Origin of the sequence: Pseudomonas sp. W5-01 (genome assembly GCF_046540435.1) — a bacterium.
In the GTDB taxonomy this organism is placed as follows: domain Bacteria; phylum Pseudomonadota; class Gammaproteobacteria; order Pseudomonadales; family Pseudomonadaceae; genus Aquipseudomonas; species Aquipseudomonas graminis_B.
The window spans coordinates 174,915-191,953 of record NZ_JAXCIP010000001.1 but is presented as its reverse complement, the minus strand read 5'-3'; the positions used below and the strand labels follow the sequence as shown (position 1 = coordinate 191,953).

Here is a 17,039-nt window from a genome sequence, read left to right as displayed (position 1 = left end):
GGGAAGTGGATTAAACCAGCTTCTCCAGCTCGGGGATCGCTTCGAACAGGTCCGCCACGAGGCCGTAATCGGCCACCTGGAAGATCGGTGCTTCTTCGTCCTTGTTGATCGCCACGATCACCTTGGAGTCTTTCATGCCGGCCAGATGCTGGATCGCGCCGGAGATGCCGACCGCAATGTACAGCTGCGGCGCGACGATCTTGCCGGTCTGGCCAACCTGCATGTCGTTGGGCACGAAGCCTGCGTCGACGGCCGCGCGGGAAGCGCCAACAGCCGCACCCAGCTTGTCAGCCAAGGTGTACAGGTGTTTGAAGTTGTCGCCGTTCTGCATGCCACGGCCGCCGGAAACGACAATCTTGGCAGCGGTCAGCTCCGGACGATCGGACTTGGCCAGCTCTTCGCTGACAAAGGACGATTTGCCCGCATCATGGGCCGCGCTGACGGCTTCAACCGAAGCAGAACCGCCTTCCGCTGCAACGGCGTCAAAGCCGGTGGCGCGAACGGTGATGACTTTCACGGCTGCCGACGACTGAACGGTCGCAATGGCGTTACCCGCGTAGATCGGGCGCTTGAAGGTGTCAGCGCTTTCGACCGAGATGATCTCGGAGATCTGGTCGACGTCCAGTTGGGCAGCAACACGCGGCAGGATGTTCTTGCCGTTGGAGGTTGCAGCGGCCAGCACGTGGCTGCAGGCCGAAGCCAGCTCGACGACCAGCGGGGCAACGTTTTCCGGCAACTGGTGTTCATACGCTGCGTGGTCAGCCACGAGGACCTTGGACACGCCTGCGATTTTTGCAACTGCTTCGCCGACGGCACCGACATTCAGACCGGCGACCAGAACGTGAATGTCACCACCGATCTTGGTGGCCGCGGCAACGGTATTGAGAGTGGCGGGAGCGATTGCGCCGTTTTCGTGCTCAGCGATAACCAGGGTCGTCATCAGATCACCTTCGCTTCGTTTTTCAGTTTATCAACCAGTTCAGCAACCGACTTGACCTTGATGCCTGCGCTGCGGGCAGCCGGCGCTTCAACCTTCAGGGTCTTGTTGGTGGACGCAATCGAAACGCCCAACGCATCAGGGGTCAGCACTTCGAGGGGCTTTTTCTTGGCTTTCATGATGTTCGGCAGCGACGCGTAGCGCGGCTCGTTCAAACGCAGGTCGGTGGTGACGATGGCCGGCAGCTTGAGGGAAACGGTCTGCGCGCCAGCGTCGATTTCACGGGTGACGTTGACGCTGTCGCCGGACACTTCGACTTTGGACGCGAAGGTGCCCTGGGCATAACCGCTCAGCGCAGCCAGCATCTGGCCAGTCTGGTTGTTGTCGCTGTCGATCGCCTGCTTGCCGAGAATGACCAGCTGCGGTTGTTCTTTGTCGACAACGGCCTTCAATAACTTGGCCACGGCCAGGGAGGTCAGTTCGTCAGCGGATTCCACGAGGATGGCGCGATCGGCACCCAGTGCCAACGCGGTACGCAGTTGCTCCTGGGCGGTGGTCGGGCCGATGGAAACGACGACGATCTCGGTCGCAACGCCTTTCTCTTTCAGGCGGACGGCTTCTTCTACCGCGATCTCGCAGAAGGGGTTCATCGACATTTTAACGTTGGCGAGATCGACGCCGGAGTTGTCCGCTTTGACGCGAACCTTGACGTTGTAGTCGACCACTCGTTTGACAGCTACAAGAACCTTCATGGATTCCTCGTTTCTCTCCGGTGAAAAGAAAATCGCCAGGCCTTGCCCGGCGATGGGTACTCGTCAGTGTAAAGAACACCTGTGAAAACAACGTATTCGTGGTTGGTGAATGCTGATATCAGCAAAAGCGGCCACGCTACGGCGGCAATCCAAGCCAGACGTTGCCCGCCCGTGTAAACTGCAGCGCGCCGCAGGCCTGGGGCTGAGGGTTGCGCGGGGGCGATGCTCACGTTGCTTTTAGCGGTGTTCTGCTACCGACAGTTTGCACGCAGCCGACAAGGCCGGCGGCCAACTGTAGCGAGCGCAAAACCGCCCGTATCTTGACCGCAACGCCGGGTCGGGTCAATACGACATAAACGCCAGTCACAAGCCGTCTCACCATGATTTATCTGGGTTTCGGCCGATTCAAACAAACGTTTGTATTGGACCTGCGAGGTGGTGTAGATATAATGCGCGCCTTCAAGACGACACCCGGATAAATGAGCTTCCGGGGGTCGGTTTTAGCCATCTATAAAAATACGCCTAAAAAATACGCCGTTGAGCCTTGAGTAGGAGATAGCCTGTGGAACGCGAATTTATGGAGTTCGACGTCGTCATCGTCGGAGCCGGGCCCGCCGGGCTGTCTGCCGCTTGCCGCCTGAAACAGAGAGCCGCTGACGCCGGTCAGGAAATTAGCGTCTGCGTGGTGGAAAAAGGCTCCGAGGTCGGTGCTCACATCCTTTCCGGCGCAGTGTTCGAACCCCGCGCCCTCAACGAGCTGTTCCCCGACTGGAAAGCCTTGGGCGCCCCGCTCAATACCCCGGTCAAAAGCGACGACATCTATGTGCTGACCGGTGCGGACGCCAGCCAGAAAGTCCCGGGCGTGTTCGTGCCCAAGACCATGCACAACGAAGGCAACTACATCATCTCCCTGGGCAACCTGTGCCGCTGGTTGGCACAGCAGGCCGAGAACCTCGGCGTCGAAATCTACCCGGGCTTCGCGGCTCAGGAAGCGCTGATCGATGAGACCGGCGTGGTGCGCGGGATTCTCACCGGTGATCTGGGCGTCGACCGTGAAGGCAATCCGAAAGAAGGCCTGTACACACCCGGTATGGAACTGCGCGGCAAGTACACGCTGTTCGCCGAAGGCTGCCGTGGTCACATCGGCAAGCAACTGATCAATCGCTTCAAGCTGGACAGTGAGGCCGACGCCCAGCACTACGGCATCGGCTTGAAGGAAATCTGGGAAGTCGATCCGGCCAAACATCAGCCGGGCCTGGTGGTTCACACCGCCGGCTGGCCGCTGGATATCATGGGCACCGAAAACACCGGCGGCTCGTTCCTTTACCACCTGGAAAACAATCAGGTCGTGGTCGGCCTGATCGTCGACCTCTCCTACGCCAACCCTTACCTGTCGCCGTTCGACGAATTCCAGCGCCTCAAGCACCACCCGGTCATCAAGCAGTACCTGGAAGGCGGCAAGCGCATCAGCTACGGCGCACGGGCCATCTGCAAGGGCGGCCTGAATTCGCTGCCGAAGATGGTGTTCCCCGGCGGTGCGCTGATCGGTTGCGACCTGGGCACGCTGAACTTCGCCAAGATCAAGGGCAGCCACACCGCCATGAAATCCGGCATGCTCGCCGCCGAAGCGGTGGCGGATGCGCTGTTTGCCGGCAACGAGGGTGGTGACACGCTCAACGGCTACGTCGAGGGCTTCAAGGCCAGCTGGCTGCACGAAGAACTGTTTGCCAGTCGTAACTTCGGCGCGGCGGTGCACAAGTTCGGCGCGATCTTCGGCGGCGCGTTCAACTTCGTCGACCAGAACCTGTTTGGCGGCAAGATCCCCTTCACCCTGCGTGACACCACGCCGGACTATGCGTGCATGAAGCTGGCGGCCGACTCGAAGAAGATCGACTACCCGAAACCCGACGGCAAGCTGAGCTTCGACAAGCTGAGTTCGGTGTTCATCTCCGGTACCAACCACGAAGAAGAGCAGCCGTGCCACCTGAAGCTGAAGGATCCGAGCATCCCGATCAGCGTCAACCTGCCCAAGTACGACGAGCCTGCCCAGCGTTACTGCCCGGCGGGGGTTTACGAGGTGGTGACCCAGGAAGACGGCGCCAAGCGCTTCCAGATCAACGCGCAGAACTGCGTCCACTGCAAAACCTGTGACATCAAGGATCCGTCGCAGAACATCACGTGGGTAGCACCGGAAGGCGCAGGCGGCCCGACCTATCCCAATATGTAAGAGAAGCGGCAAGCTTCAAGCTTTGAGCTGCAAGCTTCCCGGCTAAAGCCGGTCCTACTGACACTGCGCGCGTTCAGTGGGACCGGCTTTAGCCGGGAAAGCGTCAGGGGCCACATCGCACAATTGATGGTGCACACACTGGCCTCTTCCCGACTGAAGCCGGTCCCACAAAGACACCGCGTAACCTTCGTAGGACCGGCTTTAGCCGGGAAGCTCTTGAGGTTCAGCGTCACCCCTCACGCTGATATCTTCAGCCGCTCGCCCTCTTCCCCCGGATTGCGTTCGAAGTAGCGTTTGTACTCGCGACTGAATTGCGACGTGCTCTGATACCCGACCTTGTGCGCCACCTGCGCCACGCCCATGCCCTCGCCGATGAGCATCTGCTGAGCCTTGAGCAGCCGCACGCGTTTCAAGTACTGGACGGGTGACAGCAGCGTGCTGCGCTTGAAATGCTCATGGAAGGTCGAGGCGCTCATATTGGCGCAGCGGGCCAGATCCTCGACACTCAAGGCCTGATCATAGTGGTCGCGCAGATGCTGCAGTGACGCGGCAATGCGCGCGAAGTGGCCGGTCTGCTCGACCAATGCCCGCAGCACCCCGGCCTGGGGACCGCGCAACGCGGCGTACACCACCTCCCTGACCCGCGCCTGGCCCATCACTTGTGCGTCCAGCGGATCGTGCAGGCAGCGCAATAGCCGCTCGACACTCTCACGCATCGGCGCATCCAGCTCGGCGGAGGTCATGGATTCCGGCGTCTGCGCCTTGACCTTGACGTTCGGCGCCTCGCCCATGGCATGCACCAGCTCGCCCAGCAGCGCGCGATCGATTGACACGGCGACGCCATACATCGGCGCCTCGGCCGTGGCGAAGGTTTCGCACATGAACGGCACCGACAACGCCTGCACCAGATAATGACCGGCGCCGTATTCCAGCGTTCGCGGGCCCAGGCGCGCGAGCTTGCTGCCCTGGGCAATGATCACCAGACTCGGTTCATAGATCTGCGGGCTGCTGGCGACGTAGTAATCCCAGGACATCGCCTGCACGCCCGAGACGCGGGTGTCGACGAAACCCGGGCGCGACGCCAGCGGTTTGATGAGGGCGACCAACTCGGCGTTGGCATCGGAATGGGAAAGAGGAGACATGGGCAGCCGTACGGAGGATTTGACACCGCCATCATCGCAGATCAGCGGCGTGACGCCCTATTCGATTCGTGAAATCCGGAGGATCAGGCATGACAGGCGGAGGAATGACCATGGCCGGCAATGCCCTGCCTGGGGACAATGCACCGCCTCAACCGTCATTGTTTCTGCGAGGTTCTTCATGTACACAGCCATCGGTTACGCCGCCCAGTCCGCCACCGCCCCCCTCGCCCCTATGACGTTCAGCCGCCGCAACCCGCGGCCGGACGACGTGGCCATCGAGATTCTGTACTGCGGCGTCTGCCACTCCGACATCCACCAGGCGCGCAACGAGTGGGGCATCGCCGTGTACCCGCTGATGCCGGGCCACGAGATCGTCGGCAAAGTCACCGAAGTCGGCGCCAATGTCAGCAAGCACAAAGTCGGCGATCTGGTCGGCGTCGGTTGCATGGTCGACTCCTGCCGTCAGTGTGAAGCCTGCGCGCAGGACCTCGAGCAGTATTGCCTCGAAGGCGCGACCATGACCTACGCCACCCCCGACCGCGTCGACGGCAGCAACACCATGGGCGGCTACTCCAACAGCATCGTGGTCAGCGAGCACTTCGTCGTGCGTATCCCGGAGAAACTCGACCTGGCCGCCGCGGCGCCCATCCTGTGTGCCGGCATCACCACCTACTCGCCACTCAAGCATTACGGCGTCAAGGCCGGCGACAAAGTGGGCGTACTGGGCATGGGCGGTCTGGGCCACATGGGCATCAAGTTCGCCAAGGCCATGGGCGCGGAAGTGACGCTGTTCACCCGTTCGGCGAGCAAGGCCGAAGAAGGTCGTCGCCAGGGCGCCGATCACGTCATCGTCTCGACCGATGCCGAGCAGATGAAAGCCGCTGCCGGTCACTTCGACTTCCTGCTGGACACCATTCCGGTGCAGCACGATTTGAACCCCTATCTGGAAACCCTGAGTTTTGACGGCGTGCACATTCTCGTCGGCCTGATCGAACCCGTCGACCCGGCGCTGCATGCGGCCAACCTGGTGATGAAGCGCCGCGTGCTGGCGGGCTCACTGATTGGCGGCATCGCCGAGACCCAGGAAGTCCTGGATTTCTGCGCCGAGCACGGCATCACCTGTGACATCGAGATGCTCGACATCAAGAACATCAACGAAGCGTACAGCCGCATGATCGCGGGCGATGTGAAGTACCGTTTCGTGATTGATATGGCCACGTTGAAGGCCTGATCCACCGGTTCGCCCCGCGCAATGCGGGGCGACACGCTAGCCGCCCAGTTCCGCCGACAACCTTGCCGCCGCGTCCTTGATCACCGGCACCAGGTCGGCCATCTTTTCCAGCGGCATGTACGGCACGGTGCTGGCGATGCTGATGCCGGCGACAATCTGCTTGCTGGCATCACGCACCGGCGCCGCCACACAGCGGATCGACGGTTCGTTGTCTTCCAGATCGAACGCATAGCCGCCCTGTACGTACTCGTGCATACGCGCCTGCACCTGCTCCCAGGTCTGTTCTTCGTGGGCCGGCCACAACGGGTTCTTGCCGGTGGTCGGCACACTGATTTCGTACAGCCGTCGCCATTCGCTTACCGGACTGTCCAGCAGCAATGCCTTGCCGATGCCGGTGCGCGCCAGCGGCATGCGATGGCCCACCCGCGATCGCATCTCCGGGCCATTGCGCCCGGGATTTTTATGCAGGTACAAGACCTCGTCGCCATCGCGCATGGCCAGGTGCACGGTGTCCCCGGTGAGTGCCGACAGTTCGTCGAGAAAGGGTCTGGCCAGCACCAGCAGCGGCACTTCTTCCCGAGCCTGAAACCCCAGCTCGATCAATCTCGGCCCGAGCACATACCCCACCTGCGGCAACACCCGCAGGTAGCGCTCCTCCACCAGACAACTGGCGAGCCGGTGGGTGGTGCTGCGGGTGGTGCCGATCAACCGGGCGATTTCCTTGAGGTCGCGAGCGCCGCTGGCGACCGCCTGAATCACGCCCAAGCCACGAATCAGCGTTTGCGTACCGGTGGGTGCAGGGTCTTTGCCAGTGACGGCGGTGTCGGATGCATCTTGCATGGCGCGCCTTATCGAATCAGAAAACCGGCGCCATTATCGTCGCCAGCCTTGAAGCCTGCCAGCGCTGTGCAGAATTTGCTCGGCGTCGGCGCAGGGTCATACCCACTCGATGCGTTCGACCTTGCCCACCAACAGGATGTAGGACAACGCGCCGTACGCACGCTCGAAGACCACCGCATTCTCCCCAAGATTCACCTTGGTAGCACGCGTCTGAGGGCAGATAATTAAGCCGTTTCGATGACCAAGGATTCCGCAGGCATGAGGCAAAAAGTTCTGAGACTTTCGCAAAATCACCATGGCCGTGACTTTGTCGTAGGTGACATTCACTTCAAAACCACCGACTTGTACAAAGGCCTGCGCAAACTCGGCTTTGACAGCCAGACTGACCGAGTCATCGGCGTCGGCGACCTCATTGATCGCGGCCCGGGCGTGCTCGAAGGGCTCAAGCTTTTGGGCGAGCCGTGGTTTTTCACGGTAATGGGTAACCATGAACAGATGCTGATTCGGGCTTACCGTGAAAACCCGGACGCTCGTTATGTCTCTCATGGGGCTGGTTGGTGGGCAACCGTCGCCGATGAGTCGAAAGAGATGATCATCGTCAAGCTTGAGACCCTCCCTACCCTCATTGAGATCGAATCACCCCGTGGGGTCGTGGGCGTTGTACATGGGGATGTACCGAGAGGCTTGTCCTGGCAGGGGTTCGTCAACGATATCGACAACGCGCAAGTCGAAGAAATAGCCCTCTGGGGGCGAGAGCGGATCAAAAAGCATTACCGTCAAGGCGTCGCCGGCGTTTGGCGTGTTTGCACGGGTCACACGTGGATTCCAGAGCCGTTACGCCTCGGGAACGTGCTCGCGCTGGATTGCACCGGAGGCGGTGACGGGCCTCTGGGGATTTACTGCGTGCAGGAAGACACCCTCTATGTCGACGGTCTTTCCGTGGCGCTTGACCAAGCTGAAGTTTTCACGGAGTTGCTTAACGATCTAGAGCGCACGCAGGCAGAACTCAACAGCATGTTGAGTGCGAGCACGCTCATCGAATCCCAACGCCTGAGTCGTAAGGCTGAAGATTTGGCGGCTCGGGCGAATACTGCCTGGCTTGCACTGCAGCCTGAGGTCGAAGCGTCTCAGAAGCTCTTGAATGAGCTCCACGGGCTCAGCCTGCTTGGCGGGGAGCGTAGGGTTCTGAAGCTCGAAGAATTACGGTCTGGATACGAAGGAACCCCCATTGAAGGATTACTGAACAGGCTGTTTTGCTAGACGCAAGAGCTGCTGGCCCATAGATGACGGCCGGTTTAATCATTCAAGGCAGATGCTGCATGCTTACGTCTGACAGGATTGTTGATGTTCACTCGTGCAATCGCTCACTTCTATTCAGGAGCCATGACAGCAACAGCCCTGGAACCAGGAAGCCTAACGAGACCAAAACCCCGTGAAGTATGTGCGAGAGAGGTTCATCGAGAGTCGCAACAAGCCTCATAGGCGAAGCGACTGGGGATAGCTGCAAGAACAAGACAACCAGCACTGCGCAAGGCCACATCAAGCTCACACCCCGTCGCGCGCTTTGTTGCCATGCATAGCCCGCCAGCACGGCAGAGAAAGCCCCTTCAAGAATCCAGGCAATAGTTCCCAGTCTTCCCCACAGACCATAACCGTAATGTTCAACCGAATGGGGATACAGTGCCAGATCGCTGTTATGCATAGGCCAATCAGCGATGAAGTGAGAGAAAGCTGCCGCTGCTGCCACGATTGCTACGGATCGATGCTTTACGAAAAGCAGCCCCCACACTACGGACCAGAATACAGCGGCAAGCAGCGAGTGATCCCAATCGATAAAGGTCAAATCAAAGAACAGGTAAGGCCCGCTTTTTAAATTGGGGGTGACAGTGTTAAAGCCGAGGATGATGAAGATGCCATCCAGCAGATCCAGGAAGCCAACGCCCATCAGGATGGGCATCGCAGGGATCTTGGGATAGCGGGCCTTGATTGCGAGGCCGATCGCGAAGTGACCTACGTACATTCTGTGTTCCTGATTCTGGTATGCCTGTCCTCTACAGGCTAGATGCTTCCGATACTATCCGAGCCTTCAAAACAAGATTGTCGGGTTTTAGCAATGTCGGAATTATCTGGCCAAGTCACATCTCCATCCTTCCACCTACCCCCGGAGGTGGACGCAATTTTGCTTAAGGCCTCGCGGGTCAGGACGTTGGTGAAATCTGAGGCAGTGTTCCCTCAGGGCTCTGAGCCATTGGGAATGTTTCGCGTGCTTCATGGCACGTTGGGCGTCCATAGCCAGGGCGCTAGTGGACGCCAACTCTTTCTTACTCAATTGGTGTCTGGAGATTGGTTTGGCGAAGTACCACTTCTAGATGGCTTGCCGCGAGCGTATGACGTCCGCGCTGCCTCGCAGGCGACTATTGCCGTTCTTCCTGCAAGCGCGTTCTGGCAGATCATCCAGGCTCGACCAGATGTTCTACTGGCCATAACTCGCCTGGTCTGTGGCAGATTTCGAATGGCGCTCGATTGGGCCGGAAGCGCATTCCTCGATCCCCTGCCCGTGAGGTTGGCTAGCCGACTCGCTTCATTGATCAAACGTTCAGATGTCGACGGCGGCCACTGCCTGAAAGTAAGCCAGGAAAAAATTGCGCAACAGCTTGGTGTTTCTCGTCAGAGCATCAACCGCCAGCTGAAAATTTGGGAGGCGCAAGGCTTATTGATTGTTCGATACAGCGCTATCACAATTCTCGATCTACAAAAACTCAAAGAGACAGCAGGCGGCGAGTAAGTATCAGGATCCCAACCACAAGCGGGGGCAGGACTGATGACTTGGAACAGGTGATGGATCATCGATGGCTGACCTTGCACGCCACAACTCGTTAAACATTGTGGCGTGTCCTGTGATTGCTCTGTCAGCAAGACAATGGGGCGCTCCCCGATAATCCAGGGTGTATTTGCCATTCGCTTGCGGTGTGTTCGCTGGTTGCATACGAAGTATCATTCGCCGTGACCAGCACTCCTTTAAATTGCGCGAACGTGATCATTGCGCCAGCGGAATCTTTGCCACTCTTGCACTTAAAGACCATTTCTGTAGATACAGAGGTGGCGCGGGGTAAGCCCGAAGTACCTTGAGCCACAAGTCTCCCTTGCGTCGTGGCTAAGTAGTGGCTCAGCTGAAGTTCCCGCCATCTATTACTTGAATACCTTTGTATTAATCATCCCGCGTAGACATGCGACTGCGGAGGTCGCCAAGCCCCTGCGCTGAACCTACTAAAGATGCGTTACTTTCTCTACAGTGAAACTAAAATGCCACCATCCCGGATTGCACCGTAATTGTGCCTGCTCCGTCTAGATGCCTCATCACAGCGCCTTGTGCCTTATTACCTGCCTGCTTAGTTACTGTTGGCTTTGTATCAAATTTGAAACAAATAAGTTGCCATCCCCTGCGCAGCGGACTATTTTCTTACGGCGCTCACTAGGGAGCTAACAAATAAAAAAGGTGTGCAGGGATGCGAAGGTTCAAGCCGTCGAATGCTGTCCGTTATTCCGTTAAACCCGCAACCACTACCGCACTTTGCGCGTTGTCTTTTACCTTTGGCTGCTCGGCTTATGCCGACTATGCAGAACAGGGGAAGTTAGGCGACGCGGCCAGTTGGCACTCGGAAGAATTCAAGAGCGACTGGGGATTGGGCCGTATCCAGGCTGACCAGGCTTATGCCGCCGGTATCACCGGCGCCGGGGTAAAAATCGGCGCGATGGACTCAGGTTTCGACCCCTCTCATCCCGAAGCCAGCCCATCCCGCTACCATGCGGTAACCGCCAACGGCACCTATGTAGATGGTTCGCCCTTTAGCATCACGGGTGCCATCAACCCCAATAACGACACCCACGGCACGCACGTGACCGGGACCATGGGCGCGGCCCGTGATGGCGTCGGCATGCATGGCGTGGCGTACAACGCGCAAATCTATGTGGCCAACACCAACCAGAGCGACAGCTTCCTGTTTGGCCCGAGCCCGGATCCGCAGTACTTCAAGGCGGCCTATGGCGCGCTGGCCGATGCCGGTGTGCGGGCGATTAACAACAGTTGGGGTAGCCAGCCGCCGGATGTGACCTACGCGACGTTGAAAGGCGTACAGGCTGCCTATGCCCAGCATTACAACCGGGGCACCTGGCTGGATGAAGCGGCTAACGTCTCGCGCAAGGGCGTGATCAACGTCTTCAGTGCTGGCAATACTGGCTATGCCAACGCCAGTGTGCGGTCTGCGCTGCCGTATTTCGAGCCGGACCTGGAAGGCCACTGGCTGGCGGTGTCTGGCCTGGATAGCGCCAATGCCCAGCGCTACAACCAGTGCGGCATTGCCAAATATTGGTGCATCACCACGCCCGGGAGGCTGATCAACAGCACCGTGCCTGGCGGCGGCTATGCGCTCAAGTCCGGTACGTCCATGGCCGCGCCCCATGCCACGGGCGCATTGGCGCTGGTGATGGAGCGCTACCCTTACATGAACAACGAGCAGGCCTTGCAGGTGCTGCTCACCACCGCGACCCAGCTCGATGGTTCGGTCACCCAGGCGCCCAATGGCGCTGTGGGCTGGGGTGTAGTCAACCTGGAGCGGGCCATGCGCGGCCCGGGCCAGTTGCTGGGCACTTTCGATGCCACCCTGGGCGCCGGCCAAACCGATGTCTGGAGTAACAATATTTCTGATCAGGCGTTGATCCAGCGTCGGGCCGAGGACACTGCTGAACAGGCCGCCTGGCAGCAAACCCTGGTGAGCAGAGGTTGGCAGAACGGCGTGGCCAGCACCGCCAGCCAACAGGACCAAACCGACTACGCCGTGGGCACCGCCCGTGCTGCGGCCGCGGCTCAGCGCCAGTACCAAGGCAGCCTGATCAAGTCCGGCGCGGGCCGGTTGATTCTTGAAGGCAACAATACCTATCGCGGCGATACCCAGGTCAACGGGGGTGTGCTGTCGGTCAATGGCTCCCTGGCGTCCGCTGTGCAGGTCAATGCGGGGGGCACCTTGGGCGGCAACGGCCAGGTCGGTAACCTCACCGCGTTGAGCGGCGGGCAGGTGGCGCCGGGGAACTCCATCGGCACCTTGCAGGTGAACGGTGACGTAACCTTCGCGCCGGGCTCAACCTACGCGGTAGAGCTTTCGCCCACGGCCAGTGACCGCCTTGTGGCCACCGGCAGTGCCACGGTGTCGGGGGCCAACATGACCCTGGCCCTGGACCCAACGCCGCTGGCCTTGAATGCGACGCCTGGCCAAACCCTGGTTGGCCGCCAGTACAACGTGTTGCAAGCCGCCAACGGTGTGAACGGGCAGTTCGCTGCGGTCACCTCCAACTACGCTTTCCTCGGCGGCCGGCTGGAATACGCCGCTAACGGCGTTGCACTGAATATCGAGCGCACGGCGGCTTTCGACAGCGTGGCGCAAACCCCTAACCAGGCAGCCGTGGCCTCGGCCGCCGAGCAATTGGGGACGGGCAACGCGGTGTATGAAAACCTGCTGCTCGCGCCAAGTGCCGCCTCGGCCCGGGAGAGTTTCCAGCAGCTGTCGGGCGAGATCTACCCGGCAGTCGCTACCCAGTTGATCAACGACAGCCGCTACGTGCGTGATGCCGTTGGCGAGCGCCTGGGCGCCAGCGTGTTCGGTGCCGATGCCAATACGGCAACGCAAGACAATGTGTGGTTCAAGGCCTTGGGCGCGTGGGGCAAAACGGATTCCCGTAGCGATACGGCTGGCTATACCTCATCGATTAGCGGCGTGCTGGCGGGTGTCGACGGCGACGTAGGTGACGACACCCGCCTTGGCCTGGTAGGCGGCTACAGCGACAGCTCGGTCAACATGGGCTCGGGCACCCATTCCCGTGCATCGGTAGACAGCTACCATCTGGGCGCCTACCTGGGTCATGAGATCGGCGCCTGGCGCTTGACCTTCGGCGGTGCCTACAGCTGGCACCGGATCGACGGCAGGCGCGATGTACAGGTCGGCGACGCCAGCGGGCGGGAGAAAACCAAACACGATGCGCAAACCGCACAGGTATTCACCGAAGCGGCGTACCGCATTCAGTTGCAGCCCGCAGTGCTTGAGCCCTTCGCCAACCTGGCCTATGTGCACCTTGGCACGGATAGCTTCAGCGAGAAGGGAGATGCTGCAGCGCTTGCATCCGGCAGTGATACCCGTGAAGCCGTGCTCGGCACGCTGGGTGTACGGGCGCTTAAAACCATCGCAATCAATGATCATCAGAAGCTGGATCTCTCCGGCAGCCTGGGCTGGCAGCACAACCTGAGCGACACCGATTCAGAGCAGCACATGGCCTTTGCGGCAGGTGGCAGCAGCTTTGGCATCGAAAGCTCGCCGTTGGTGCGTGATGCGGCCCTGGTGGGTGCCCATGCCCGCATGGCGCTGAGCCGTGAGGCCAGCGTTAGCCTGGACTACAACGGCCAACTGGCCAGCCGTGAAAAAAGCCACGGCATTGGCTTGAGCCTTAACTGGCAGTTCTAGACGCAAAGCGGCAGGGCGAGCCAGGCCTTCGCCCGCCGCTTTCCTGAAGCTGAATGTTTCAACCTACCCATTATTGGAAAAAGAACGACGCGGATACCAAGACGGCATTCGCGCGGGGTTTTGTGTGCGCTAACTAAGGACAGTTGTATTTATGAAAAAGCCATCCACCACTCGACAGCTTGCTGTCAGCTCCATTCGGCACGCTATTCGGCAAGCCAATCGCGTTTCTTGCGGCGCTCTGGCCTGTTACCTGGCCACCCTCGGTGCAGCCCAGGCTGCGCCTTACGTAGAAGCCGGCCAGGCCGGGAATATCGCCAGTTGGCGCAGCCCGGAGTTCACGGCCCAATGGGGGCTGGGCGCGATCAACGCCGACCAGGCCTACGCCGCCGGCTACACCGGGAAGGGCGTGAAGCTGGGAATTTTCGATCAGCCGGTGTACGCACCGCACCCGGAATTCGCCAGCCCGGATAAAGTGATCAACCTGGTCACCAGTGGCATTCGCGAGTACACCGACCCCTATATCCCGGTAAAGGCCGGCGACGCCTTTCGTTACGATGGCACCCCTACCCCTGACTCCAACGGCCGGCTGGGTAACCATGGCACCCACGTAGGCGGCATCGCGGGCGGCAACCGAGACGGCGGGCCCATGCACGGCGTGGCCTTCAACGCCCAGATCATCAGCGCCGACAACGGCGACCCTGGCCCGGAAGACGGCATTGTGCTGGGCAACGACGGCGCGGTTTACCAGGCGGGCTGGAATGCATTGGTCAGCAGTGGCGCGCGCATCATCAATAACAGCTGGGGCATTGGCATTACCGACCGCTTTGACCAGGGCGGTCGCGATCCGGCCTTTGCGCACTTTACCGTGCAGGATGCGCAGCTGCAGTTCAATCAGATCCAACAGATCCTCGGTACCCGCCCAGGGGGCGCTTACCAGGGCGCCATCGATGCCGCGCGCAGCGGCGTGGTCACCATTTTCGCCGCAGGCAACGACTACAACCTGAACAACCCGGACGCCATGGCCGGGCTCGGGTATTTCGTGCCAGAGATCGCGCCCAACTGGCTGACGGTTGCTGCCCTGCAGCAAAACCCCAACGTAACGGCCGCCGGCGCCACGCCTTACCTTTTGAGCACCTTTTCTTCTCGCTGCGGCTACACGGCCAGCTTCTGCGTGTCGGCGCCAGGTACGCGGATCTACAGCTCCGTGCTTAACGGCACCAGCTTGCAAGACCTGACCGTGGGCTGGGCCAACAAAAACGGGACTTCCATGGCCGCGCCCCATGTGGCGGGCAGCATGGCGGTACTGATGGAGCGCTTCCCCTACATGACCGGCGCCCAGGTGGCCGACGTGTTGAAAACCACCGCCACCGACCTCGGCGCGCCTGGCGTGGACGCGCTCTATGGCTGGGGCATGATCAACCTGGGCAAGGCCGTCAACGGCCCGAGCATGTTCGTCACCGAGGCGGATATTCCCGCTGAGTTTCGTATCAGTGGCGCCTATGGCGACAGCCAGTTCGTGGCCAACCTGCCGGGGGTAGGCGCGGTGGTCGATGCCGGTAAACCGACCCAGCGCCTCTGCAGCGGGCCGCAATGCGGGCGGGACACGTGGAGCAATGACATAGCCGGGCATGGCGGCTTGACCAAGACAGGTATCGGCACCTTGGTGCTGACCGGCGCCAACACCTACAGCGGCCCAACCCTGATCAATGAAGGGCGCCTGGCGGTCAATGGTTCGCTGGCCTCGGCCGTGACCGTCAATGACACCGGCATACTGGGCGGCAACGGCCGGATCGCGTCACTTGCCGCCAACCGCGGCGGTACGGTAGCGCCGGGCAATTCCGTGGGCACCTTACAGGTGGCGGGGGACCTTAACCTGGCGCCCGGCGCTGTGTATGCGGTGGAGTTGTCGCCCACTGGCAGCGACCGCATCATCGCCGGCGGGCAGGCGACGGTGAGCGGTGCGACCATGGCCCTCTCGCTGGAAAACGGCGCCGGCTTCAGCACAGGCGAGGTCAACAGCCTGATCGGCCGGCAGTTCAACGTGCTGCAAGCGGCTGGCGGCGTGCAGGGTCAGTTCGGGTCGGTGCTGGATAACTACGCCTTTCTGGATGGCAACCTGGCCTACAGCGGTACGGGCGTTGCCTTGGCCCTGGAGCGCAACGCGGACAGCTTCGCCAGCGCCGCGCACACCGCTAACCAGGCCAACGTAGCGGCTGCCGCCGAGCAATTAGGGGCCGGTAATGCGGTGTACGAAGAGCTGCTGTCGAGCCCCGATGCGGCTACCGCTCGGCGTGCCTACACCCAGTTGTCCGGCGAAGTGCATCCGGCCATCGCCACTCAGTTGATCAACGACAGCCGCCAGGTCCGCGATGCCGTCGGTGATCGCCTGCGCGTCGACGGGCTGTATGACCAGCCTGCGGCGGGTGTTGAAGACAACAACCTGTGGGTGAAAGGCCTGGGCGCCTGGGGCAAAAACGCCGGCAGCAGCGACAGCGCCAGCTCAACCTCATCCCTGGGCGGCCTGCTCGCCGGTGTGGACGGCCTGGTGGCTGAGCACACCCGGTTGGGCGCCATGGTCGGTTACAGCGACACCTCGTTAGGCATGGGTGACGACACCCATTCCCGCGCCTCGGCCAATAGCTACCACCTCGGTGCCTACATGGGCCACGAGGAAGGGCCGTTGCGCCTGAACGCGGGTGCATCCCATAGCTGGCACCGCATCGACGTCAAGCGAGACCTGCAACTGGGCACCTCGACCGACCGCCTGAAGGTCAAGCGCGACGCGCAATCGACTCAGGTGTTCACCGAAGCGGCCTATCGCCTGAACCTGCAGCCTCTGGCGCTGGAGCCCTTCGCCAACCTGGCCTATGTGCATTTCGACAGCGACAGCTTTACGGAGAAGGGAGGCGCCACGGCGCTCAAGGGTAATGACGACACCCGCGACACCGTGCTATCCACGCTGGGCATGCGTGCCGGTAGCCGGTTCAACCTCACCGATACTCAGAAGCTGGACGTCTCAGGCACCTTGGGCTGGCAGCATAACCTGAGCGATACCTCGGCCGAGCAGCACCTGGCCTTTGCCAGCGGGGTGAATACCTTTGCCGTGCAAAGCGTGTCCATGGACCGGGACGCGGCCGTCGTAGGCGCCCGCGCCAGCCTTGCCTTGAACCGGGATGCGCGGATCAACCTGGATTACAACGGCCTGCTGGGCGCCCGGGATAAAACCCACGGTGTAGGGCTGTCGCTGAATTGGGCGTTCTAACCTCAAGCGCTGCCTGAAAGCCTGCGCCAGCTTGGGTGCTCCCGCCCGATACTAAAAACCGTTTGGAGGGTCGATTTTGTCCCTCCAAACGGTTCAGCAGCTATCCAATGGGGCACCTGAGCACCGGCTCGAAAGGTCG

Annotated in this window: 11 protein-coding genes; 6 read left to right on the top strand and 5 right to left on the bottom strand. The window is 60.7% G+C overall.

Features of this window, described 5'->3' with window-relative positions:
* Nucleotides 1-10: 10 nt before the first annotated feature.
* Both SLW75_RS00725 and SLW75_RS00720 read right to left on the bottom strand, forming a co-directional pair.
* Complete coding sequence (locus tag SLW75_RS00725; protein ID WP_410933248.1) at nucleotides 11-940, bottom strand: electron transfer flavoprotein subunit alpha/FixB family protein; 930 nt, start codon at nucleotides 938-940, stop codon at nucleotides 11-13.
* Entirely contained in the window at nucleotides 940-1,689 is a 750-nt protein-coding gene (locus tag SLW75_RS00720; protein ID WP_065986283.1) for an electron transfer flavoprotein subunit beta/FixA family protein, read from the bottom strand. Before SLW75_RS00720 ends, SLW75_RS00725 begins: the two co-directional genes overlap by 1 nt.
* 562 nt (nucleotides 1,690-2,251) lie before the next feature.
* Between SLW75_RS00720 and SLW75_RS00715 the strand changes: the two genes are divergently transcribed.
* Complete coding sequence (locus tag SLW75_RS00715; protein WP_410933247.1) at nucleotides 2,252-3,916, top strand: electron transfer flavoprotein-ubiquinone oxidoreductase; 1,665 nt, start codon at nucleotides 2,252-2,254, stop codon at nucleotides 3,914-3,916.
* A 236-nt stretch (nucleotides 3,917-4,152) separates the two neighbouring features.
* Here the strand turns inward: SLW75_RS00715 and SLW75_RS00710 are convergent, their stop codons facing one another.
* A complete protein-coding gene (locus SLW75_RS00710) occupies nucleotides 4,153-5,058 on the bottom strand; it encodes an AraC family transcriptional regulator N-terminal domain-containing protein (RefSeq protein ID WP_410933246.1) in 906 nt (301 codons plus the stop codon).
* A 178-nt stretch (nucleotides 5,059-5,236) separates the two neighbouring features.
* Between SLW75_RS00710 and SLW75_RS00705 the strand changes: the two genes are divergently transcribed.
* Nucleotides 5,237-6,289 (top strand): NAD(P)-dependent alcohol dehydrogenase, encoded by a 1,053-nt coding sequence (locus SLW75_RS00705; protein ID WP_410933245.1) that lies wholly within the window; start codon nucleotides 5,237-5,239, stop codon nucleotides 6,287-6,289.
* Between the two features lie 36 nt (nucleotides 6,290-6,325).
* Here the strand turns inward: SLW75_RS00705 and SLW75_RS00700 are convergent, their stop codons facing one another.
* Nucleotides 6,326-7,129 (bottom strand): IclR family transcriptional regulator, encoded by an 804-nt coding sequence (locus tag SLW75_RS00700; RefSeq protein ID WP_065986279.1) that lies wholly within the window; start codon nucleotides 7,127-7,129, stop codon nucleotides 6,326-6,328.
* A 237-nt stretch (nucleotides 7,130-7,366) separates the two neighbouring features.
* On the opposite strand from SLW75_RS00700, the gene SLW75_RS00695 reads away from it, so the two are divergent.
* Nucleotides 7,367-8,389 (top strand): metallophosphoesterase, encoded by a 1,023-nt coding sequence (locus SLW75_RS00695; RefSeq protein WP_410933244.1) that lies wholly within the window; start codon nucleotides 7,367-7,369, stop codon nucleotides 8,387-8,389.
* A gap of 88 nt (nucleotides 8,390-8,477) precedes the next feature.
* Here SLW75_RS00695 and SLW75_RS00690 read toward each other — a convergent pair whose 3' ends face one another.
* A complete protein-coding gene (locus SLW75_RS00690) occupies nucleotides 8,478-9,149 on the bottom strand; it encodes a hypothetical protein (protein ID WP_410933243.1) in 672 nt (223 codons plus the stop codon).
* A gap of 189 nt (nucleotides 9,150-9,338) precedes the next feature.
* Here SLW75_RS00690 and SLW75_RS00685 point away from each other — a divergent pair, with 189 nt between their 5' ends.
* The 3 genes from SLW75_RS00685 (at nucleotide 9,339) to SLW75_RS00675 (ending at nucleotide 16,900) form a co-directional block, all read left to right on the top strand.
* Nucleotides 9,339-9,914 carry a Crp/Fnr family transcriptional regulator gene (locus SLW75_RS00685; protein ID WP_410933242.1) on the top strand — a complete coding sequence of 192 codons (576 nt, stop codon included), beginning with the start codon at nucleotides 9,339-9,341 and terminating at the stop codon, nucleotides 9,912-9,914.
* 721 nt (nucleotides 9,915-10,635) lie between these two features.
* Nucleotides 10,636-13,638: an autotransporter domain-containing protein gene (locus SLW75_RS00680; RefSeq protein ID WP_410933241.1), complete on the top strand. Its 3,003-nt coding sequence runs from the start codon at nucleotides 10,636-10,638 to the stop codon at nucleotides 13,636-13,638.
* Between the two features lie 151 nt (nucleotides 13,639-13,789).
* Entirely contained in the window at nucleotides 13,790-16,900 is a 3,111-nt protein-coding gene (locus SLW75_RS00675) for an autotransporter domain-containing protein (protein ID WP_410933240.1), read from the top strand.
* Nucleotides 16,901-17,039: the final 139 nt, after the last annotated feature.

What these genes read in the sequence shown, in the direction of transcription:
- SLW75_RS00725 (WP_410933248.1), bottom strand. Translation starts at nt 940, where the DNA reads ATGACGACCCTGGTTATCGCTGAGCACGAAAACGGCGCAATCGCTCCC.
- SLW75_RS00720 (WP_065986283.1), bottom strand. Translation starts at nt 1,689, where the DNA reads ATGAAGGTTCTTGTAGCTGTCAAACGAGTGGTCGACTACAACGTCAAG.
- SLW75_RS00675 (WP_410933240.1), top strand. Translation starts at nt 13,790, where the DNA reads ATGAAAAAGCCATCCACCACTCGACAGCTTGCTGTCAGCTCCATTCGG.
- SLW75_RS00690 (WP_410933243.1), bottom strand. Translation starts at nt 9,149, where the DNA reads ATGTACGTAGGTCACTTCGCGATCGGCCTCGCAATCAAGGCCCGCTAT.
- SLW75_RS00710 (WP_410933246.1), bottom strand. Translation starts at nt 5,058, where the DNA reads ATGTCTCCTCTTTCCCATTCCGATGCCAACGCCGAGTTGGTCGCCCTC.
- SLW75_RS00695 (WP_410933244.1), top strand. Translation starts at nt 7,367, where the DNA reads ATGACCAAGGATTCCGCAGGCATGAGGCAAAAAGTTCTGAGACTTTCG.
- SLW75_RS00700 (WP_065986279.1), bottom strand. Translation starts at nt 7,129, where the DNA reads ATGCAAGATGCATCCGACACCGCCGTCACTGGCAAAGACCCTGCACCC.
- SLW75_RS00680 (WP_410933241.1), top strand. Translation starts at nt 10,636, where the DNA reads ATGCGAAGGTTCAAGCCGTCGAATGCTGTCCGTTATTCCGTTAAACCC.
- SLW75_RS00705 (WP_410933245.1), top strand. Translation starts at nt 5,237, where the DNA reads ATGTACACAGCCATCGGTTACGCCGCCCAGTCCGCCACCGCCCCCCTC.